Source organism: Allorhizobium undicola ORS 992 = ATCC 700741 (genome assembly GCF_000621665.1).
Lineage (GTDB): Bacteria > Pseudomonadota > Alphaproteobacteria > Rhizobiales > Rhizobiaceae > Allorhizobium > Allorhizobium undicola.
This window is the reverse complement of sequence record NZ_JHXQ01000002.1, coordinates 223,685-244,958: the sequence shown is the minus strand read 5'-3', so window position 1 is coordinate 244,958 and position 21,274 is coordinate 223,685. Positions and strand designations below refer to the sequence as shown.

General features: G+C 60.2%; 21 protein-coding genes and 1 riboswitch. Of the genes, 6 read left to right on the top strand and 15 right to left on the bottom strand.

Annotated features, from left to right (window positions below):
- Positions 1-160: 160 nt before the first annotated feature.
- A complete protein-coding gene (locus T424_RS0103240) occupies positions 161-946 on the top strand; it encodes a TSUP family transporter (protein ID WP_027486450.1) in 786 nt (261 codons plus the stop codon).
- Between the two features lie 114 nt (positions 947-1,060).
- Here the strand turns inward: T424_RS0103240 and cobO are convergent, their stop codons facing one another.
- The 11 genes from cobO to crcB form a co-directional block, all read right to left on the bottom strand.
- A complete protein-coding gene (cobO, locus tag T424_RS0103235; RefSeq protein ID WP_027486449.1) occupies positions 1,061-1,693 on the bottom strand; it encodes a cob(I)yrinic acid a,c-diamide adenosyltransferase in 633 nt (210 codons plus the stop codon).
- Between the two features lie 10 nt (positions 1,694-1,703).
- Complete coding sequence (gene cobN / locus T424_RS0103230) at positions 1,704-5,444, bottom strand: cobaltochelatase subunit CobN (protein ID WP_027486448.1); 3,741 nt, start codon at positions 5,442-5,444, stop codon at positions 1,704-1,706.
- A 3-nt stretch (positions 5,445-5,447) separates the two neighbouring features.
- Positions 5,448-6,524, bottom strand: a complete 1,077-nt coding sequence (gene cobW / locus T424_RS0103225; RefSeq protein WP_027486447.1) for a cobalamin biosynthesis protein CobW — start codon at positions 6,522-6,524, stop codon at positions 5,448-5,450.
- A 2-nt stretch (positions 6,525-6,526) separates the two neighbouring features.
- Entirely contained in the window at positions 6,527-7,054 is a 528-nt protein-coding gene (cobU, locus tag T424_RS0103220) for a bifunctional adenosylcobinamide kinase/adenosylcobinamide-phosphate guanylyltransferase (RefSeq protein WP_027486446.1), read from the bottom strand.
- Between the two features lie 3 nt (positions 7,055-7,057).
- The gene (locus tag T424_RS0103215; protein ID WP_027486445.1) at positions 7,058-7,360 is read right to left on the bottom strand and encodes a hypothetical protein; all 303 of its coding nucleotides are present in this window, start codon (positions 7,358-7,360) and stop codon (positions 7,058-7,060) included.
- 766 nt (positions 7,361-8,126) lie between these two features.
- Positions 8,127-8,858, bottom strand: coding sequence for a peptidoglycan-binding domain-containing protein (locus T424_RS0103210; protein WP_161712516.1), 732 nt, complete (start codon positions 8,856-8,858; stop codon positions 8,127-8,129).
- 406 nt (positions 8,859-9,264) lie between these two features.
- Positions 9,265-9,726 (bottom strand): hypothetical protein, encoded by a 462-nt coding sequence (locus tag T424_RS0103205; RefSeq protein WP_027486443.1) that lies wholly within the window; start codon positions 9,724-9,726, stop codon positions 9,265-9,267.
- 63 nt (positions 9,727-9,789) lie between these two features.
- A complete protein-coding gene (locus tag T424_RS0103200; RefSeq protein WP_027486442.1) occupies positions 9,790-10,575 on the bottom strand; it encodes an ATP12 family chaperone protein in 786 nt (261 codons plus the stop codon).
- 4 nt (positions 10,576-10,579) lie between these two features.
- Entirely contained in the window at positions 10,580-11,239 is a 660-nt protein-coding gene (locus T424_RS0103195) for an HAD-IA family hydrolase (protein WP_027486441.1), read from the bottom strand.
- Positions 11,236-12,231, bottom strand: coding sequence for an RluA family pseudouridine synthase (locus T424_RS0103190; protein ID WP_027486440.1), 996 nt, complete (start codon positions 12,229-12,231; stop codon positions 11,236-11,238). The genes T424_RS0103195 and T424_RS0103190 overlap by 4 nt, the downstream gene beginning before the upstream one ends.
- Positions 12,232-12,326: 95 nt before the next feature.
- Positions 12,327-12,704, bottom strand: a complete 378-nt coding sequence (gene crcB / locus T424_RS0103185) for a fluoride efflux transporter CrcB (protein WP_027486439.1) — start codon at positions 12,702-12,704, stop codon at positions 12,327-12,329.
- A 242-nt stretch (positions 12,705-12,946) separates the two neighbouring features.
- Here crcB and T424_RS0103180 point away from each other — a divergent pair, with 242 nt between their 5' ends.
- Positions 12,947-13,228, top strand: coding sequence for a hypothetical protein (locus T424_RS0103180; RefSeq protein ID WP_027486438.1), 282 nt, complete (start codon positions 12,947-12,949; stop codon positions 13,226-13,228).
- 144 nt (positions 13,229-13,372) lie between these two features.
- On the opposite strand, the gene T424_RS0103175 is transcribed toward T424_RS0103180, so the two are convergent.
- Both T424_RS0103175 and T424_RS20055 read right to left on the bottom strand, forming a co-directional pair.
- Positions 13,373-14,365 (bottom strand): DUF1775 domain-containing protein, encoded by a 993-nt coding sequence (locus T424_RS0103175; protein WP_027486437.1) that lies wholly within the window; start codon positions 14,363-14,365, stop codon positions 13,373-13,375.
- 81 nt (positions 14,366-14,446) lie between these two features.
- Positions 14,447-14,830, bottom strand: coding sequence for a hypothetical protein (locus T424_RS20055; protein ID WP_051558753.1), 384 nt, complete (start codon positions 14,828-14,830; stop codon positions 14,447-14,449).
- A 206-nt stretch (positions 14,831-15,036) separates the two neighbouring features.
- Positions 15,037-15,123: riboswitch (glycine riboswitch) on the top strand.
- 154 nt (positions 15,124-15,277) lie between these two features.
- Between T424_RS20055 and gcvT the strand changes: the two genes are divergently transcribed.
- The 4 genes from gcvT to T424_RS0103150 all read left to right on the top strand — a co-directional run bounded on the left by gcvT (position 15,278) and on the right by T424_RS0103150 (position 20,106).
- Positions 15,278-16,417, top strand: a complete 1,140-nt coding sequence (gene gcvT, locus T424_RS0103165; RefSeq protein WP_027486436.1) for a glycine cleavage system aminomethyltransferase GcvT — start codon at positions 15,278-15,280, stop codon at positions 16,415-16,417.
- 16 nt (positions 16,418-16,433) lie between these two features.
- Positions 16,434-16,796: a glycine cleavage system protein GcvH gene (gene gcvH, locus T424_RS0103160; protein WP_027486435.1), complete on the top strand. Its 363-nt coding sequence runs from the start codon at positions 16,434-16,436 to the stop codon at positions 16,794-16,796.
- Entirely contained in the window at positions 16,793-19,651 is a 2,859-nt protein-coding gene (gene gcvP / locus T424_RS0103155; protein ID WP_027486434.1) for an aminomethyl-transferring glycine dehydrogenase, read from the top strand. Before gcvH ends, gcvP begins: the two co-directional genes overlap by 4 nt.
- 125 nt (positions 19,652-19,776) lie before the next feature.
- Positions 19,777-20,106, top strand: a complete 330-nt coding sequence (locus tag T424_RS0103150; RefSeq protein ID WP_027486433.1) for a flagellar basal body rod protein FlgC — start codon at positions 19,777-19,779, stop codon at positions 20,104-20,106.
- 23 nt (positions 20,107-20,129) lie between these two features.
- Here T424_RS0103150 and T424_RS0103145 read toward each other — a convergent pair whose 3' ends face one another.
- Both T424_RS0103145 and T424_RS0103140 read right to left on the bottom strand, forming a co-directional pair.
- Positions 20,130-20,753, bottom strand: a complete 624-nt coding sequence (locus T424_RS0103145) for a LysE family translocator (RefSeq protein WP_027486432.1) — start codon at positions 20,751-20,753, stop codon at positions 20,130-20,132.
- On the bottom strand, positions 20,750-21,202 hold the full coding sequence (locus tag T424_RS0103140) for an Lrp/AsnC family transcriptional regulator (RefSeq protein ID WP_027486431.1): 453 nt from the start codon (positions 21,200-21,202) through the stop codon (positions 20,750-20,752). Before T424_RS0103140 ends, T424_RS0103145 begins: the two co-directional genes overlap by 4 nt.
- Between the last annotated feature and the right edge of the window lie 72 nt (positions 21,203-21,274).

The window sequence follows — 21,274 nt, the reverse complement described above, 5'->3', positions numbered from 1 at the left end:
GCCTGTCGAACAGGCGCCGTCGCACATTGAAACGTGGTTTAGCCAATGCGGCTGGCGCGGTCAAACCGGAATTATATTGGGTCATCGGCGCTGGAGAGGTTGCGGCGGTCAAGGCTTTGCTCCAAAAAGCAATACAACCTTCCCTTTCGGAATCTCTCCCGTGACCGATCTTGCGCTGCATCTTTTGCTTTTCCTGTTTATCGTTGGTTTCCTTGCCGGATTTATCGATTCGATTGCTGGCGGCGGTGGCCTTCTCACCATTCCCGCCATGCTGATCGCGGGCATTCCGCCCTTGCAAACCCTTGGCAGCAACAAGCTGCAAAGCATGTTCGGCTCATCCTCGGCAACCATTGCCTATGCCAGGAAGGGCCATGTGCAGCTTAAAACGCAACTGCCCATGGCCGCCATATCCGTTGCCAGCGGCGCGGTAGGGGCCTATGTGGCAACCTATGTGCCGGGCGATGTTCTGAAGGCGCTGCTGCCCTTTCTGCTGGTGGCGATTGCCGCCTATTTCACGTTCAAACCCAACATGTCGGATGTGGATAGCCACCAGCGCATGAGCCCGCTGATCTTCTCGCTCACCATGGCGCCGCTGATCGGCTTTTACGATGGCGTCTTCGGTCCCGGCACGGGGTCCTTCCTCATGCTCGCCTTCGTTTCGCTGGCGGGCTTCGGCATGTTGAAGGCCACCGCCCACACCAAGCTTCTGAATTTCGGCTCCAATATCGGCGCCTTTGCCGTTTTCCTGTTCAATGGCGTGGTGTTGTGGAAAGTGGGAATTGTCATGGGCGTCGGCCAGTTTCTGGGCGCGCAGACCGGATCGCGCTTTGCCATGAAAAGCGGCGCAAAACTCATCAAGCCCCTGCTGGTCATCACCTGCGTGGCGCTCGCCGCCAAGCTCATTCTCGATCCCACCAACCCCATCCGCGTGTGGATGGGGTTCTGAAGCCGTTTATCTAGGGCGCGTCCGGTGAACACCGGTTCACGAGACGCGCTCCAAGCTTTTGTTTTTGCGCATTTCCAGACGGAAAACCGTTACTACACTTCTCCCGGAAATGCTCTAGAATTCGACGCCGGCCTGCGCCTTGATACCAGAGCGGAAGGGGTGCTTCACGAGTTCCATTTCCGTCACCAGATCGGCAAGCTCGATCAACCCGTCGGCGGCATTGCGTCCGGTCAGCACCACATGGGTCATGGGCGGCTTTTCTTCCGCCAGAAATGTCAGCACCTCGGCAAGCGGCACATAGTCGTAGCGGATGGCGATGTTGATCTCATCGAGCAGCACCATGGAATGGGAAGGGTCGCGGATCAGTTCCTTGGCTTTTTCCCAGGCGGCCCGCGCCATGGCCGTATCGCGGGCCTTGTCCTGCGTTTCCCAGGTAAAGCCCTCGCCCATGGTGTGAAACGCGCAAAGATCGGTGAAATGCGCCAGAATCAAATCGCGTTCGCCGGTGGACATCGCCCCCTTGATGAACTGCACCACCGCGCATTTGCGGCCATGGGCAATTTGCCGGAAGATCATGCCGAAGGCGGCAGAGGACTTGCCCTTGCCCTTGCCGGTGTGGACGATAATCAGACCCTTTTCTCCGGTCTTGGTGGCCATGATCTTGTCGCGGGCGGCCTTTTTCTTTGCCATTTTCTCGGCGTGGCGGGCCAGATCCTCGGGCGTTTCGATGGGTAGAGCGTCGGTCATGGTGTTTCCTTCATGGAAGGGCGGCAAGCCTGGTGAGATCGTATCTGGCGGAATTGCTGCGCGGCGTCCAGAGGCTGCGGTCGATTGCCTCCATCAGTCTTGCGGCCATTTCCTTCAAGGCGGGCCGGTTTTTCTCCGCCATGAAATCACGCACCTGTTCATCCAGCACGAAGGCCCGGTAAACGGCTTCGAAATGCGGCTGGCGCACCGCCCCGGTGGTGGCGGCAAAGGCAAAAAGATAATCCACCGTTGCGGCGATTTCGAAGGCGCCCTTGTAGCCGTGGCGCATCACGCCTTCAATCCATTTGGGATTGACGACGCGGGCACGGACCACGCGGCCGATTTCCTCTTCCAGTGTACGGATCACCGGCTTTTCCGGCCGGGAATGATCGTTGTGATAGACAGTGGGCCGCTTGCCGGACAGGCTTTCGACCGCTGCCGTCATGCCGCCTTCGAACTGGTAATAGTCGTCGCTGTCCAGAAGGTCATGCTCACGATTGTCCTGGTTCTGCACCACGGCATCAAGCCCTTGCAGCCGCGCCTCGAACAGTTGGCGCTCGGCCCGCCCTTCATCTCCCGCGCCATAGGCATAGCCGCCCCAGACGAGATAGGCTTCCGCCAGCTCTTCCCGGCGCTCCCAGCCCTTCTCATCGATCAAAGCCTGCAAGCCTGCGCCATAGGCGCCGGGCTTCGAGCCAAAAACCCGGTAGCTCGCCCTTCGCCGCGCCTGCTCTTGCGTATGGCCCGAGGCCAGAAAGCCCGCTATGTCCGCCTGCATCCGGGCGGCGACAGGATTTTCCGCAGCCTCCTCATCCAGCATTCCAACGGCGCGGATCGCCTTGTCGAAGAGCGCTATCTGCTCTGGAAAAGCATCGCGGAAAAAGCCCGAAATGCGCAAGGTGACATCCACACGCGGACGGCCCAGAATTGCCAGCGGCAGGATTTCATAGCCCGTCACGCGCCGGGACGCCGTGTCCCATAAAGGCTTGACGCCGATCAACGCCAGCGCCTGGGCAATATCGTCGCCGCCCGTGCGCATATTGGAGGTGCCCCAGGCCGTCAGGCCGAAGGAGGTGGGCCATTCGCCATGATCCTGCGCATAGCGGGCAATCAGCAGCTCGGCGGACTTGCGCCCAAGCTCATAGGCCGCAGGCGTCGGTACGGCACGGCTATCGACGGAATAGAAATTGCGGCCTGTCGGCAGGACATCCGGCCTGCCGCGGGTTGGTGCACCCGATGGACCGGGCGCGACAAAGCAGCCATTGAGCCCCTGCATCAGTCCGAGGATTTCAGCCCGGCCGGAAGCGACGATGGCGGGCTTCAATACGCCTTCGATCTCGTCCAGCACCAGCCGCGTACGGTGCCAATGCGCCGGGCACGGCATCTCGCCGCTGACAAGGCGGGCGGCCAGAATTTCGAGCCGTTCCACCGTATCACCGGCACTGCGCCAGGGATCAACCGTCGCACCGAGCAGCGGTTCGGGCCTGTCCCCTTGCCAGGGAGCGGCAAAATCGCAATCGAGCGGATCGAAACCGCCTTCATCCAGGGTGCGATTGAGGCCGCAATCGGCGGCGATCGCTCTTTGCAGGCTTGCATCGCCTGCATGGCCGCCACCACGCGGCAGCCGCGCCAGCGCCACGGTCAGATCGATCAACAGGCGACCTTCGGGAGAGCGCCCGAAAACATGCAGGCCATCTCTGATCTGCATCTCCTTGAGATCGCAAAGATAGGCGTCCAGTTTTTCGAGAGCGCTTTCGGGCGCCTCGCCACGGGTAATGCCCGCATCCTCATCAAGGCCGGTATCTGCCATGAGATCAAGAATTTGCCGGCGCAGCAGCACCAGACGGCGCGGATCGCTGCCTGCGGCCTGATAATACTCATCCACCAGCGCTTCAAGATCCTTGAGCGGACCGTAACTTTCGGCCCGCGTCAGCGGCGGTGTCAGATGGTTGATGATGACGGCCCCGGAACGGCGTTTGGCCTGCGTGCCCTCGCCCGGATCATTGACGATGAAGGGGTAAAGATGCGGCAAAGGCCCGAAAATCGCCTCTGGAAAACAGGTCTGCGAAAGCGCCAGCGCCTTGCCGGGCAACCATTCCAGATTGCCATGTTTGCCCATATGGATAATGGCGTCTGCCGCAAAATCCTGTCGCAAAAAGGCATAGAAAGCCAGATAGCCGTGCGGCGGCACGAGATCGGGCGAATGATAGCTGTCCTTCGGGTCGATATTGTAGCCGCGCGCTGGCTGAATGCCGATCATCACATGGCCAAGCCGCATCAAAGGCAGGGCAAAGCCATCGCCATCGAAAAACGGATCGTTTTCAGGCTCGCCCCAGCGCGAGAAAACCTGTTGGGAAACATCTGATGGTAAGCCGGCTAAGAATCTCCGGTAGCTGGCTAAGGAAATTTTCTCGCGCACGACCCTGCCATCGCGGGCGGCATTGGTCGGACCTTGCATGATGAGCGCCATCAGCGCATCGCCGTCTGCGGGAAGGCGTCCCACCTCATAGCCCGATTCGCCCATGGCGCGCAGCACCTCAATGCTGCCTGCGGGCGTATCGAGGCCAACCCCGTTGCCCAGCCTGCCATCACGGTTGGGATAATTGGCCATGACCAGCGCCACCCGGCGTTCGCTGGCTGCCTTTTGTCGAAGCCGCGCCCAATTTGCCGCCATATCCGCCACAAAGGCAATGCGGCTGGCTTCAGGCTCATGGCTCACAAGATTGGTCTCGACATTTGCCGCATAACGCGCTGCCGATTTGAAGGAGACCGCCCGGCTCAGCACGCGCCCGTCAACCTCCGGCAGGGCGACATTCATGGCAAGATCCCGCGCATTCAGTCCCTGAAGCGATTGCTCCCAGACAGCGCGCTGCGAGGACGAGAAAATCACCTGCAACACCACGGCGCCCTGCTCATCCAGCACGGTGCCGCCATGGGCGCTGCCGGGGCTGGAGACGGCAAAGCCGGTGGCGTTCAGCACCACAACGGGCAGTGCCTCGGCAAAAATCTGCCGCAGCGTTTCGCTGGAAAGCGCATCCTTGAGGCTGGAAACGAAAACAGGCAGCGCCGCCATGCCGCGTGCCTCCAGCGCGTCCACCAGAGCCTCCACCGGCCTGGTTTCGCCGCTTTGCACCAGCGCCCGGTAAAAACAGATGGCGGCAACCGGCCTTGCGCCCGCCAGCGCCTGCCATTCGGAAAGGCCAATCGCGCCTTTTCCCGGCCACCATATGCCTGCCCGCAGCAGGGGTTCGGCAGGCGGCGGCGGCTCTTCCCCTGTCAACAGCGATACGGCGAAAGCAGCGAAGTGGCGCATATTGCGCTCGCCCCCTTCGCAGAGATAGGCCCAGAGCGCTTGACGCACCGCCGCGCTCACTGTCGAAAAGGTCTCAAGGCCCGCATCCGGCTTGTCATCGCCCGGCAGAACGGCAATTGCCGCCCCCGTTTTGCGGGCGATGGCGCAAAGCGCCTCCAGCGCATAATGAAAATAGCTGGCGCCGCCAAGCGCACGAATGATGATGAGCCGCGCATGTCTTGCGGTGCGCTCCACATAGGTATCGACCGACATGGGGTGCTTGAGGCTCATCAGGCTGGCCAGCCGCCATGCGTGGCCCGGCCCATCCAGAACCGCCGCCAGCGCCGAAAGCTCGGTATCCGCAGCGGAAAGAAACAGAATATCGCCGGGCGACTGCCCGAGATCGACCGCCTCTTCCCCGTCGTTCAACGCGCCTTTCTGGGCCAGCAGCAGATGCATGGATCAGGCCGCGGCCTGAATGGCATCGAAAATCGCCTTGGCATCCTGATCGTGCAGACCGATCACCACCAGACGGCTCTTGCGGCTTTCGCCCGCCGCCCAGGGCCGGTCGAAATAGGTCTCGATGCGGCTGCCAACCGCCTGCACCACCAGTCGCATCGGCTTGCCGGGCACGTCGAGAAAGCCCTTCAACCGCAAAATGTCATGGGCTTCGATGATCGGCTTCAGCCGCTCCACGAAAAGGTCGGGAGCAGCAATGGCGTCAAGCGGCACCACGAAGCTTTCGAACTCGTCATGATCGTGGTGATGATGGTCATGCGGCACGCCGCTTTCATGCAGCGCCTCATGCTCCAGCTCGTGATGGCTCTTGCGGTTTTCGATGTCCGCTTCCGAGCCCGCGCCAAGCCCCAGCAACACCAGCGGCGAAACCTCGCCATGCCGCGCCTCTATCAGGGCGGGTTTGCGGGCAATGCGGTCGGCAAGCTCTGCCTTGACGCGCAAAAGCCCATCGGCATCGAGAAGATCGGTCTTGTTGAGGACGATCAGATCGGCACAGGTCAGTTGATCTTCGAACAATTCCTCGATCGGGCTTTCATGGTCGAGGCTTTCGTCTTCGGCGCGCTGCGCTTCCAGCCGGTCGTGATCGTCGGCAAAACGCCCTGCCGCCACGGCGGCGCCATCCACCACCGTCACCACGCCATCCACCGTCACGCGGGTGCGAATATCCGGCCAGTTGAAGGCCGCCACCAGCGGCTGCGGCAGGGCAAGACCGGAGGTTTCGATGACGATGTGATCGGGCTTGACGTCCCGTTCCAGAAGCTTTTGCATGGTCGGCACGAAATCATCGGCCACGGTGCAGCAGATGCAGCCATTCGTCAGCTCGATAATGTCGTCCTCGCTGCAATTCTCCGCGCCGCAGCCCTTCAGAACCTCGCCATCGACGCCGAGATCGCCGAATTCATTGATGATGAGGGCAATCTTCTTGCCCCCGGCATTCATCAGCATGTTGCGGATGATCGTGGTTTTGCCAGCGCCGAGAAAGCCGGTGATGACGGTGGCGGGAATTTTCTGTTGCAACATGGTCAACCCTTCATTTTCAGGCTCAGGCCAGCGGCGACGAAAAACACCTCGTCGGCACTGGCGGCAATCATCTGGTGGAGGCGGCCTGCATGGTCGCGAAACGCCCGCGCCATGCGGTTTTCCGGCACGATGCCAAGACCGACTTCGTTGGAAACGAGAATGACGGAGGCCGTAAGCTGCGGCAAAAGTTCCGCCAGCGCCGCGCTTTCAGCCACGATGTCGAGGCTTTCCTCCATCATCAGATTGGTGATCCACAGGGTGAGGCAATCCACCAGCACCACGCGCCCCGGCGCATCGAGGCGGTGCAAGGTTTCGGCAAGCGCAAGCGGCTCCTCATGCGTGGTCCACAAGGGGCCGCGCTCCTCGCGATGGCTGGCGATGCGCGCGCGCATCTCATCGTCCCAGGCGCGGCCGGTGGCAATGTAATGGCGCTCCGCCCCGGTTTCGATGCAGATCTGTTCGGCGAAACGGGATTTGCCGGAGCGCGCGCCTCCGAGAACGAAGACGCGCTTCGAATTTTGCTTGCTCATGGATCAATTGCCGCCCGGAGCCGTGTAAAGCCCGCTGGAGCGCGGCACGAAGCCCGGCCACGCATTGCGCTGCGTGGCAGAGGGAGTAGCCTCCGCACCCCGCACATCGCCACGAGGCTCCGCCAGTCGGCCACCAAAGGTGGATGACCCGGATTTTCCAGGCATTTCGGCAGGTTCCGTTACGTGACCTTGATCACGCAAGGTGGATTTCTTCACCATGGGGAGAAATGCAAAGGCAACAGCCGCAAGCAAAAGCGCTGCGACGGCGATCATGGTCGCCCGGCCGGAGGAGAAAACGTCAACCATGGTCGCCCTCCGAAGAGGTGCGCAAATGGGAGCAGAGCGCGGACGCTCTACCGATACACTGTTTCGCCACGACAACCTCCGTGCTGGCGGCGGGGAAATCCCCAATTGGGCTTGATTGCCCGTGCCGGACGGCAGGTCTCCTGGCTCGCAATGTCGGGACGTGGTGGCCACGTCCTACAGGCTTTCCTCACCTTCCCGGAGGTATTACAGCGCCGTGCGTTTTAACAAACGCACGGCGCTGTAACACTTTACATCTGCTGCATAATTTTCACCTTAAATCGATTCCGATTTAAGGAAATATGCAGTAGCAAGGCGAAAAGGCGGACGATTCGTAGATGATAGAGGCGTCCTGCCCCGGTTTATCGCTTTGCCGCTCCAGTGGCTTTTCCGGCCTTTTGCCATTGCCGCCGCCCTGCACCATGCAGAAACGCCACGACAAAAACGCCTGACCGGATGGAAAACCCTCACTGCTCTACAGTCGCGGGGTCGGCTGCGTTTGAAGCTCCCTGTATGGGTCAGCCCCTTCGCATTCCCTTTTGCTTTTCCCTTCAGCCTTTGCCGAAGAAAAAACCATCCGGTTCAAGTGATAGGATGGGACATGTTTCAAGTCAATAACGACGCCTTGCGCGTGACGCGCGAAAAACCGGACCGGCGTAAATTCCTGATGGTGCGTCGTTGCGCGAGGGTAAAATTTCATTCAGAAAAAATATTGAGCGCCGATCGGATCCGGTCGGATCGGCGCTCAAGAAAGCAGCGGCAGAGAGCCTTATCGGCAGGGGCGCGGGCCGCAGCCAATTGGCCCGCGATGCAATCCGGGTCCGCCGTGATGGCGACCACCGCCAATGGCGCCGCCCAAAATCGCGCCGCCGATAACACCAAGCGCCAATGCGGCCGCCACCTCTCCATCGTTATTCCTGCGAACCGGCCCTTCGAGGACCGGGCCTGCCGGACGCGGTGGCCGCCTTGCAGCCGTCTGCTGGCTCAGCCAGTCTTCGTAGCGCCCTTGACTGTCGGCCCGCAAACGTTGCAACTGATCATAGCTCAAATAGCCCGTGACCGGCGCGCCAATCACGCTTTGCCAGTTGGACAGTGCAAGGCGCGTATTATTGCCGAACACACCATCCGTTCCGCCCGTCCGGAAGCCGAGCGAGGTCAGGCGCCCCTGCACCTCCCGGCGCGCACCCCTGTCCAGCAGCGCATCTTCGCTGAGCGGTGTCCCCGCCGTAAAGACAGGCTTCACCTCCGCTGGCGCAGGCGGCGTTGCTTCTGCCTCCAGCCGCACGACACGATTTTTGGCAAGATCCGCGAATTTGCCGGCTGGATAGGCCGCAAGATATGCCTGATAATCCGCAGTCGTATTGCCGTTGGCCGATGCCTGCCACAAGGCATATTCCTGCTCCCAGGCATTTGCGGGCTGCGGTGCGGCGGCGGCCGCGCCTGCGGCATCCGCAGCCATGCCCGGCTCGACGCCTTGCGCCATGATCGTTTGTGCACTCAACGAAAGGCTCGCAACAGATACAATCAATGCGTGGCTTATTTTGGTAAAATTCATTTTGTCCCCACAACTCTTCCGGGTCCGATTTCGCCCCGAAACCGGATTAAGCCCCAGGCATCCCACCCCAATGCGAGATGCCGCGCCATTTTGATCCAGTCATAAATCGACGCAGGAATGAAATAGGGACAAAACGTTACAAGGCGGCACCGATAATCTTTAAAGTTGTATCCATATCCACGTTTCAGGACATGACCCGACCGGAGTGGGGCTACAGCGCCGTGCGTTTTATCAAACGCACGAAGGACGCTGTAACGCTTTAAATCTGCTGCATAATTTTCACCTTAAATCGATTCCGATTTAAGGAATTATGCAGTAGGATCGACACGGTCCTGCGTCAGGAACAAAAGCTTCATACCTTGGGCGCGGTGAGTGAAAACAGGCTTCTCAACCGCGCCGAGATCGCTTCCGCCAGACTTTCCGGTGCAAGTTTGGGATCGAGCGTTTCTGTCTGGACCTTGAAATTGCCTTCCGAGGCGGTTGCGCCGTTTTCGACATAAATGGCGCGCACCATGACATCTGCTTCATTCAGGCGTTTTTGCAATCCCCTGCCCGTGGCAAAATCACGGATGCGAACCGTGAGGATCACGCGCGGCGCAACATCCTGGCGAATGGTCGCCTCGACCGCCGCCTGCATACGCCGCTCCACCGCCTGAACCAACGCCACCGGCACATCTGTACCGGCAAGAACGGTGACGGCGCGCACGTCATAGTAAAATTTCTTCGGCCTGTCGGGCAGCAGCGACGAAACGCAGCCTGCCACGATCAGTGAGAGCGCCAGCAGAATACCGAGGGAAAAACGTTTGAGAAGCATGGCAAGGCCCAGGGAAAGACTAAACCTTCAATGGGCCTGAAGCCTTGCCGCAGGCTTGCCGGTTCAGTCCTTGCAGGCTGACAGCAGCGCGTAAGCCGATTGCATCTCGACGAACCGCGCCGCGCGGCGGGCCTCGGCCTCGGCATCCACGCCCCAATGCTCCTCCGTCCAGATTTCGTCCAGATGGGCGCGGCGCCACCCCTCTTCCAGCGACAGGAAGCCATCGGCGAGCGCCAAAGCCAAAGCGGCAGAGCCGGTCAATGTGGTCATGACGTGCAGCGCCGCCAGAGGAAAAGGTTGCGCGTGACGCTCAACGGCACGGCGAAAGGCGGCCAGCGAGTTTTGCGGCTGTTCCTGGTGCATGATGCCGGTAATGGTGATGAGGCGCACCTCATGCACCGCGTCCAGCCAGCCGAGAATCGGGTTCCAATCCCTGCTTTGCCGCTCCACCAGAGCCTGTGGTTCGTCGGCGCGGTAGCACACCATGTCGGAACCGGAAAAGCGGACAATATCCTCCAGCACCTCGTCCATGGTTCGGGACACGGCATCGATGGCGGTATTGGCCAGACGGGTCAGCGGCATGGAGGCGGGATCGATTTCTTCGCCCTGAGCCTGCCATTCACCTGCAACCAGCTTTGCTGCGGCAAGAGTGGGCATGACCAGCGGGTTCTTGCCCGGCGTTTTTACGGCGCGCCCGTCAAGCTGCACGGCAAAGCCGCCCTCGGCGGCAGTGACGGTCACGTTCTTGTAAAAACGCTTGGGAAGCGGGCGCTTCATCTGTATCTGCGCCCGGCGCACGGGATCCGGGTCACTCGGCTCAGGCGCCAGTCCGTCGAAAATGTCACGCATGTCGTTACTCTTGCAAGATCAGGTCAATCAGGTCCAGCGGATGATGGGCAATAACTGCGGCACCGGCCTTTTCGAGCTCCGGCACGGGGCCATAACCCCAGCTCACGCCAATCGGCTTTGCGCCTGCCGCCCTTGCCATCTGCATGTCGTAAATGGCGTCGCCAATCACGATGGTCCTGTCAGCGGCAATGCCGGTTTCAACGCAGCACTCTGTCACCATGGCCGGATGTGGCTTGGAAGGACAATCATCCGCCGTGCGCCGCACGATGAAATGCTGCGACAATCCATGAAGATCGAGAATGAAGGACAGGCCGCGACGCGATTTGCCCGTCACCGCGCCAATGAGAATATGGTCTTCACGGGAAATACGCTCCAAGACCTCGCCGATCCCGTTGAAAAGCGGTTCATTGAAGCTGCGGTCCTTACGGACATCCGTGAAGAGGGATTTGTAATGCGCGGCCATCGCCACGGCTTCTTCATCGGCATGATCCTTGCCGTCGATGCGGGCAATGGCAATGTCCAGCGTCAGGCCGATGATTGCCTTGGTCTGCTCGAGGCTTGGTTCGGGCTTGCCGAATTCCAGAAAGGTGCGCCGCATGGTGCCGTGGATGGTCGCCGCGCTATCGACCAGCGTGCCATCGCAATCGAACAGGACGAGTTTCATTCCTCGTCGTCTCCGCCATGGTTCTGATCGAAGCCCAGCAGGTTCCAGGTCTGCACCATATGCGGCGGCAGCGGCGCCGTCACCTTCAGCCGCCCGCCATTGGGGTGGGGAATATCGATGTGGCGGGCATGGAGATGCAACCGCTTCTGCACGCCGCCGGGAAAATCCCAGTTGGGATCGTCAATGAAATATTTCGGATCGCCGATGATGGGATGGCCGATATGCAGGGCATGAACGCGAAGCTGGTGCGTGCGCCCCGTATAGGGCTCCATCTCCAGCCAGGACAGGCGCTGTGCCGCCGTTTCGATCACCCTGTAATAGGACACGGCGTGATCGGCGCCATCCTCGCCATGCCTGGCAATGCGCATCCGGTCGCCATCCATGGTCTGCTCCTTGACAAGCCATGTGGAAATCTTGTCGTCGCGCTTGCGCGGCACGCCCTTGACCAGCGACCAGTAGGTCTTTTTGGTATCGCGCTCGCGGAAGGCAGCCGTCAGCTTCTGTGCGGCACCGCGCGTTCGCGCCACGACCAGCACGCCGGAGGTATCCCGGTCGAGCCGGTGAACGAGGCGCGGCTTTTCGCCCTTCTGGCTGGTCCATGCTTCCAGCATCTTGTCGATGTGGCGGGCAACGCCGGAACCACCCTGCACGGCAAGGCCTGCGGGCTTGTTCAGCACGAAAACCTTGTCATCCTCGTGCAGCAACATGCGGGCCAGCAATTCGCCATCGCCGGAATGCTTGAGATCCTTGCCGGCGATGGGGCCGGCTTTCACCACGCGCGCATCCACATCCAGCGGCGGCACACGCACCATCTGGCCGGGCTGCACGCGGGCATCGGTCTTGACCCGCCCGCCATCCACCCGCACCTGGCCGGAGCGCAGAAGCTTTTGCAACTGCCCGAAGCCAAGGCCGGGATAATGGATCTTGAACCAGCGGTCGAGACGCATACCTGCCTCGTCCGGCTCTACCTTGATGTGTTCTATGCCTGCCATGGGTTTTCAGTCCTGCCGCAACGGCGGCTTTTTGATCGATTGGGCAGGCTTTAGCCTATAATCCCCGGTTCGGAAATGCGAGGAACCGAAAAAACTCAAAACACCAGCTTTCCTGCCGCCAATCCGGCAAAGACGGCGGCAAGCGCCAGAACGACCGTGCCCGCCACATAGGCAAGCGCCCAGGCCATATCGCCGCGATTGATGAGGGTAACAGCATCGAGGGAAAAGGCCGAAAACGTCGTGAAGCCACCAAGCACGCCGGTAATCAGCAGCAGGCGCACATCCGCAGAGGCATCGAAACGGCGGGCGATCATTTCCGCGAAAAGCCCGATGCAGAAGGAGCCGATCAGATTGACCGCAAAGGTTCCCCACGGAAGAAACGGGCCGAAAAGCCGCAGCGTCACCAGCCCCGTCCAGTAACGCAGGACAGAACCGAACGCCCCGCCAAGGGCGACATAGATAATCTGTATCATAATGACCTCATGCTGTTTCAGGTCTTATTAGCCGTGGTGGCGTTGAATTCACAAGCAGTTGAAGGGTGAAAGCCGCCGAGCGCCTGCGCAAAACACCGTGATTTGAGGGGAACCGAGGTATTTTAGTAAAAATTATCTATTCTACTTAAGGGAGCATCCATCGGACGCCACTATACTTGGATTTCATATCTGCTCGCTTGCATGGCGCAAGCGTCCATGGACACGAAAATACGGATGTCACCATGACACAGGTTCTGTCAGTTTCGGCAACATCGGCTGGCTACGTTGCGGATACTTTGAAACCGCAACGGGTTGGGCAGACGGATTATGTCGGGCAGATTGCCAAGCAGGTTTACGCCAAGAAGCGCCGGGTAGAGGGCGCAACAGAGACAACGATTGCCAACCTGAAGGAATCGTCTGCCATGGGCCTTTACTTCATGCGGGCGGGCCAGAACAAACAGCCCCGCGCCAGCCTGGAAGAAACCCAGGCCGCCTATGAAGAAGCGGAAAAACTTGCCGAATGAAAGGAGAACCGCTTTCAGCGATCCCTCCTAGAGCATTTTCAGGAAAAGTGGAAGCCGGTTTTCCTGAAAATGCGTAAAAACAAATAGTTAGAGCGGTTCAATGTTTCCGTGAAACAATGAACCGCTCTGTCGTTACCAGAGGCCTTATTTCCCCGCAGGCGTGACGGGAAGCTCCATTGAAACCGTGCCAGCCTTTTCAAAGGTCAATTGCACCGGCACCTTGCCGCCAGCCTTGAACGGTTCTTTTACCTGCTGGAACATCAGGTGGTAGCCACCGGGCTTCATCTCCAGCTTGCCGCCGGCGGGAATGACAAAACCATCCTTCACCTCGCGCATTTTCATCACATTGTTTTCAATGGCCATTTCGTGCATCTCCACCCGCGCGGCCGCAGGGGATGAAAGCGAGACGAGCCGGTCATCCTGCTTGCCCGAATTGGCGATCACGACATAGCCGCCGCCAACCGGCTGCCCCGGCAGCATTGCCTTTACATAACCATTGCTCAAGGACAGGGCGCCGGTCTGTGCCTGCGCGGCCTCTGCCGGGGCTGGAGCCGCCCCCTCACCCATCATGGCCGCATGGTCATGCTCCCCGTGGGAATGTCCCGCTTCATCGCCGGATCCGATTTTCAGAACGGGTGCGGGATTTTTCAGGCTGTGCGGATCGGTTCCGGCGGGCGCGATTTCATCCCAGGCCACCTTGCCTTCGCTGCCGCAAAGCTGCACCACCTTGAACGGCAGGCTGCTTCCCGGCGCAACACCGGCAACCTTGCCGTAAATCACGAAGGTATCGTAATAATCATCCGGCAGATTGCCGTTTTTCCAGCGCACCTGCACCAGCCCCTCTGTCATGGGCTTGCCGTGATTGTCATAGCTCTTCTGGTATTTGCCCTTGGTCAGCTCCAGATCCCAGCCGGGCTTGGGCTGCGGCTTGGCGGCAATGAAGCCCTCCGGCAGTGTCACCTGCACTTCCGTGGTTGCCTTGCCGTCGCAGCCATGCGGCACCTGCAACACGGCGGAAACATATGATTCGGCCTTGACCTCGCCATTGGCAAAGGTGGCATGGGCGCTGGCCTCAGAGGCAAACAACGCAACAGAAAGGCCCAGCAGGGCCGCATTGGCAATAGATGGTTTTCTCATGAGTTTTCTCCATGCGGGGCGCACGCGCACGCAGGTGCATTTTCCGGCGGCCACCGCGAAATTCGTCAGGGATGAAGGATTTCAAGCCGAAACGGGAGGCCCACGCGAACGCGGCTCAACCCATGCTCCGCCATCGGGCAGCGAAAACCGGGAGAAAAAAGAGTTATCGAATTCCCCGGCATAGGGCCGGTCAAGCGCTTCATCAGGAGCCGTAGGCAGTACGGTGGAGGCGGCCAGAATGCAGGCATCGCAGGGCACAAGCCCAGCGGCATCGCCATGGCCATCCGCCAAGCCATGATCGCCAAGGCAAAGGTCTGAAAAGCTGCCATCCGGCAGTTGCAAAGCAAGGGAAAGCTGAAGATCGGCAAGCGCCGGTGGGGGGCGGTGCGCAAGGCCAAGGGTAAGCAGCACCAGGGCGCAGAAAATGCGCAGGCCCGTGCCGATATGCCTTCCCCTTTTCCTCATGTCAGCTTTGTCCTCCCGCCTTTCAAGGCATAATCACAAACTCGGGAAATACAACCCCACATCTCATTCTGATGCATGGCTTTCTCTGGACAGTCCTTGCGCTGCATCAATCCGGCAACCGGATGCCAGCGTTGCGAGCGACAAATTTTTGTTTCCACGCGACACAGGCCCTTGCCAAGCGCCCCCAAGGCCAGATAATGGCGAGCAAGACCTTGTAGGGAGAAACCGGTTCGATCCGGTGCCGAAGGAGCAACCGCCCCGGAAACTCTCAGGCAAAAGGACCACAAGGCGCTGACGGACTCTGGAGAGAGGCTTGCTTGGAAAGGCAGGCCGCGCCGAAGGGATAACAATCTCAGGCAAAGGGACAGAGGGGGCTCATGAACCGGCACGACCGTGCCTTAAGTCTTGAGCATGTGCAGGCATGGCCCGCACGAACCGGAGGCGATCTTGACCGACCCGACCCCACTGCATCACACCCCGCTTCACGACCTTCATCTGGCGCTTGGCGCGCGCATGGTGCCTTTCGCGGGCTATGACATGCCGGTGCAATATCCGGCGGGTGTACTGAAGGAGCATCTGCACACCCGCGCCAATGCCGGGCTTTTCGACGTTTCGCATATGGGTCAGGTGGTTGTCACACCGAAAAGCGGCAGGCTGGAAGATGCCGCGCGAGCGCTGGAAAGCCTTGTGCCCGTCGATATTCTTGGCCTGAAGGAAGGCCGCCAGCGCTACGGTTTCTTTACAGACGAGACCGGCGGCATTCTCGATGACCTGATGATTACCAATCGCGGCACCCATTTGTTCGTGGTGGTCAATGCCGCCTGCAAGCAGGCCGACCTTGCCCATATGCAGGCGCATCTCTCAGAAACCTGCACGATCGAACTTCTGGACGATCGCGCGCTTCTCGCCCTTCAGGGGCCGGGCACCGAACAGGTGCTGGGTGAGCTGTTCGCCGGGGTATCCGGCATGAAATTCATGGATGTTCGCGAGATTCCGCTGCTCGATTGCGCCTGTATCGTCTCCCGCTCCGGCTATTCCGGCGAGGACGGGTTTGAAATCTCGGTGCCCGCGGAAAAGGCCGAGGCGCTGGCAAAGGCGTTGCTGGAGCATCCCGATTGCGAACCGATTGGGCTTGGCGCACGGGATTCGCTTCGGCTGGAGGCCGGTCTTTGCCTTTACGGCAATGACATCGACGCCACCACCTCGCCCATCGAAGCCTCGCTGGAATGGGCCATTCAGAAAGCCCGCCGCACCGGGGGCGAGCGCGAAGGCGGCTTTCCGGGCGCCGAGCGCATTCTGCGTGAATTGCAGAACGGCACTGCCCGCCGCCGCGTGGGGCTGAAGCCGGAAGGCAAGGCCCCGGTGCGCGGCCACGCCAAGCTCTACGCCGATGCAGAGGGCAGGACCGAGATCGGTGAAGTCACCTCCGGCGGCTTCGGGCCGACGGCCGAAGGCCCGGTCGCCATGGGCTATGTGCCGATTAGCCATGCCGCCCCCGGCACACAGATTTTTGCAGAGGTGCGCGGCAAATATCTGCCCGTGACCGTTGCGACACTTCCTTTCATCACTCCCACCTACAAACGCTGATCCTCCGGAGAGACCCATGCTGAAATTCACCCCTGAACATGAATGGTTGAAGATCGAGGGCGATGTTGCCACGGTTGGCATCACGGCCCACGCCGCTGGCCAGCTTGGCGATCTGGTGTTCGTGGAGCTGCCCGAAGTGGGCGCCAGCTTTGCCAAGGATGCAGCCTCCGCCACCGTTGAAAGCGTCAAGGCGGCATCCGACGTCTATTGTCCGCTGGAAGGCGAAGTGGTCGAAATCAATCAGGCGATTGTCGATGATCCGTCGCTGGTCAATTCCGACCCGCGCGGCGAGGGCTGGTTCTACAAGCTGAAGCTCGCCAACCCCGCCGATGCCGGAAGCCTTCTCGATGAAGCCGCCTATAACGAGCTGATCGCATGACCACCGAATTTCACTTTACCGACTACCAGCCCTATGATTTCGCCAACCGGCGGCATATCGGCCCCTCGCCCAGCGAAATGGCAGAAATGCTGAAGGTGGTGGGCTATAACAGCCTCGATGCGCTGATCGACGCCACGGTCCCCGCCTCCATCCGCCAGCCCGTGCCTCTCACCTGGGGCGCGGCCATGACGGAGCGCGAGGCGCTAGACAAGCTGCGCGAAACGGCCAACAAGAACAAGGTTCTGACCTCGCTGATCGGTCAGGGCTATTACGGCACCATCACGCCGCCGGTCATCCAGCGCAACATTCTGGAAAATCCGGCCTGGTACACGGCCTATACGCCCTACCAGCCCGAGATTTCGCAAGGCCGTCTGGAAGCGCTGTTGAACTTCCAGACCATGGTTTGCGACCTGACCGGCCTCGATGTGGCCAATGCCTCGCTGCTGGATGAAGGCACCGCCGCCGCCGAGGCCATGGCCATGGCCGAGCGCGTGGCCAAGGCGAAATCGAAAGCCTTCTTCGTCGATGCCGCATGCCACCCGCAGACCATTGCCGTCATCCAGACCCGCGCCGAGCCGCTGGGCTGGAAGGTGATCGTCGGCAATCCCTTCACCGATCTCAACCCCGGCGAGGTTTTCGGTGCGATCTTCCAGTATCCCGGCACCAACGGCCATGTGCATGATTTCACGCCGCTGATCGATGCGCTTCATAATGCGCAGGCGATTGCTGCCGTGGCCGCCGATCCGCTGGCGCTGCTATTGCTGAAGTCTCCGGGAGAAATGGGGGCGGACATCGCTATCGGCTCCACCCAGCGCTTTGGCGTGCCCATGGGCTATGGTGGCCCGCACGCGGCCTATATGGCGGTCCGGGACGCAATCAAGCGCTCCATGCCGGGACGTCTTGTCGGCGTTTCCGTCGATGCGCGCGGCAACCGCGCCTATCGCCTGTCGCTTCAGACCCGCGAACAGCATATCCGCCGCGAAAAAGCCACCTCCAACATCTGCACCGCGCAGGTACTGCTGGCGGTGATGGCCTCCATGTATGCCGTGTTCCACGGCCCGCAGGGGCTCAAGGCCATTGCCCAGCAGGTCCATCAAAAGACCGTGCTCATGGCCAAGGGCCTGGAAAAGCTTGGCTACACCATCGAACCGGAAAACTTCTTCGACACCATCACCGTCGAAGTCGGCCACATGCAGGGCCTCATCGTCAGGGCGGCCGTTGCCGAGGGCGTCAATCTCCGCAAGGTCGGCGCCACGAAAATCGGCATGTCGCTGGATGAGCGCACCCGGCCTGCGACGCTTGAAGCGGTGTGGCGCGCCTTTGGCGGCAATTTCCAGGTGGAGGATTTCGCGCCCGAATACCGGTTGCCGAAAAATCTCCTGAGAACAAGCGATTACCTGACGCATCCGATATTTCACATGAACCGGGCGGAAAGCGAGATGACCCGCTATATCCGCCGCTTGTCGGACCGTGATCTGGCGCTGGACCGGGCGATGATCCCGCTTGGCTCCTGCACGATGAAGCTGAATGCAACGGCGGAAATGCTGCCCATCACCTGGCCGGAATTTTCCGACATGCATCCCTTCGCGCCAGCCGATCAGGCCTTGGGCTACAAGGAAATGATCGATGACCTTTCCGAAAAGCTCTGCGCCGTGACCGGCTACGACGCGATTTCCATGCAGCCCAATTCCGGTGCGCAAGGGGAATATGCGGGGCTTCTCACCATCCGCAATTATCATATTGCGCGGGGCGAGGCGCATCGCCATGTTTGCCTCATCCCGACCTCCGCGCATGGCACCAACCCTGCCTCGGCGCAGATGGTGGGCATGACGGTGGTGCCGGTGAAATCCCGCGATAATGGCGATGTGGATCTCGATGATTTCCGCGCCAAGGCCGAGCAATATGCGGCCAACCTCTCCTGCTGCATGATTACCTATCCCTCCACCCATGGCGTGTTTGAGGAAACGGTGCGGGAAATCTGCGCCATTACCCATCAGCATGGCGGCCAGGTCTATCTGGATGGCGCGAACATGAACGCCATGGTCGGCCTCTCGCGCCCCGGCGACATCGGCTCGGATGTCAGCCACCTCAACCTGCACAAGACCTTCTGCATCCCGCATGGTGGCGGTGGTCCGGGCATGGGGCCGATCGGCGTCAAGGCGCATCTGGCCGGCTATCTGCCCGGCCATGTGACCACCGATGGCCGTCCGGGCGCCGTATCCGCCGGGCCTTACGGCTCGCCTTCCATTCTGCCGATCAGTTGGTCCTACTGCCTGATGATGGGCGGCGAAGGCCTGACGCAGGCGACCAAGGTGGCAATTCTCAATGCTAACTATATCGCTGCACGGCTGAAGGGCGCCTATGAGGTGCTTTACACCTCCAAGGCCGGACGGGTGGCGCATGAATGCATCATCGATACCCGCCCGCTGAATGAAAGCGCCGGTGTGAGCGTGGACGATGTAGCCAAGCGGCTGATCGATTGCGGCTTCCACGCCCCGACCATGAGCTGGCCGGTGGCTGGCACGCTGATGATCGAACCGACGGAATCGGAAACCAAAGCCGAACTCGACCGCTTTTGCGAAGCGATGCTGGCAATCCGCGAAGAAGCCCGCGCCATTGAGGACGGGCGGATGGACAAGGTCAACAACCCGCTGAAAAACGCCCCCCATACCGTAGAGGACCTCGTCGGCGAATGGGACAGACCCTATAGCCGCGAAGAAGCCTGCTATCCGCCGGGGGCGTTTCGGGTGGACAAATACTGGTCGCCGGTCAACCGCGTGGACAATGTCTATGGCGACCGCAATCTGGTTTGCACCTGCCCGCCCATGAGCGAATACGCCGAAGCTGCGGAATGACGTGGTGTGCGGCTGTTTCAGCGTGAGACAGCCGCACATCCCCTGAAGTGCTTGCTTTACCCTGACTTTTCAGGCTTCCGTAAGGCAAACTTGATATTCCTCCGCTCTCGAACGGGAGAGAGCGGATGAGTATCTCGGCAATTTTGAATACGGCAACTTCGGGCCTGCTGGCGCAGCAAAAGCGCGTGTACAACACCGCGCAGAACATCGCCAATATCGACACGCCCGGCTATAAACGGCTGGATACCGCGCTTTCCTCCACCCCTTCCGGCGTGGCCGCCACCACGGTTCAGACCACGGAAGAACCGGCAACCCCGGACCAATCCACGGTGGACCCGACTATGGAAATGGTGGACCTGATTTCGGCTGAAAACAGCTTCAAGGCCAATGCCAAGGTTTTCGAAACCGGCGCCGATCTATGGGACGTGCTGATGACCATGAAGAAGGACGACTGATCTCTCCAGGACGGTATGCTTCATCACGCCCAGTATTGCCGGGCTGCCAGCGACAGCGTGACAAGGCCAAAGCCGATGAGAAAGACCGCCGAAACACGTGAAACCCAGGCCGTGAAGTGATCGGGCAGGCGCCGGTGCAGCCAGCTTACGGTGCCGCATAACAGGAACCACCAGGCAAGCGAGCCCAGAAACACGCCGGCCACGAGAAAGAAGGGGCTGACACCTTTCGTCTCCGCCAGCCCTGCCCCGGCAAACAGAACGGCAAAACCAAAGATCGTGGCCGGATTGGTGATCGTCAACAGAAAGGTCGAGATTGTTGTCTTGATCAGGTCCGCGGCATCGACACGTGCGGCGGCGACCACCGGACGCACCTTGTAAATGCGGATACCCATGACCAGAATGAGCAGTCCGCCGATGATTTTCAGCGGGAGCGAGATGGTTTCCAGCACATGCTGCGTGGCGGCAAAACCAGCAGCGGCGATGACGGCAAAAACCATATCGCCAATGGCCGCCCCAAGGCCTGCGGACACCCCATACCAGAATCCACGCTCCATGGTTCGGTTGATGCAGAGCGTGCCAATGGGTCCAATGGGTGCAGCCACTGCAAAGCCCAGCAGGAAACCCTTAACGAGCAGAAGCAGGATCATGGGGTCTCCGTTCCGGTGCAGGTTTTTTCCGCGATCGCGGAAAGGGAAATCATGGTTTCACTTCTTGCGAGAAAGCGATGGCTTTTGATTTCCAACAGGAAGGTTTCGATTTCCTGAAGATCCCTGAGCCGCAACTTCAGCAGATAGGACCAGCCACCCGTCAGATGGTGGCACTCCTCCACCGCCGCATGGCTGCCCGAAAAGGCACGAAACCCCTCTTCCGAGGCCTCTGAATGCAATTGCACGAAGATGAAGGCGGTGATTGGAAGCCCGAGCTTTCCATGATCCACCTCCACGGTAAACCGCTTCACCACGCCCTGCTGCACCAGCCGCTTCACACGGTCGTTGACCGAGGAGGGTGACAGGCCGACGCCCTCGCCGATTTCGGCAAGCGAGCGGCGCGAATCATCAACCAGGATCTCGATAATCCGTCTGTCGATCTGGTCCATACTTCATTTCTTACGGCAAAATGAGGAAAATTCAGCAATATATTCGTCGTTAATCAATTTATTCCGCATATT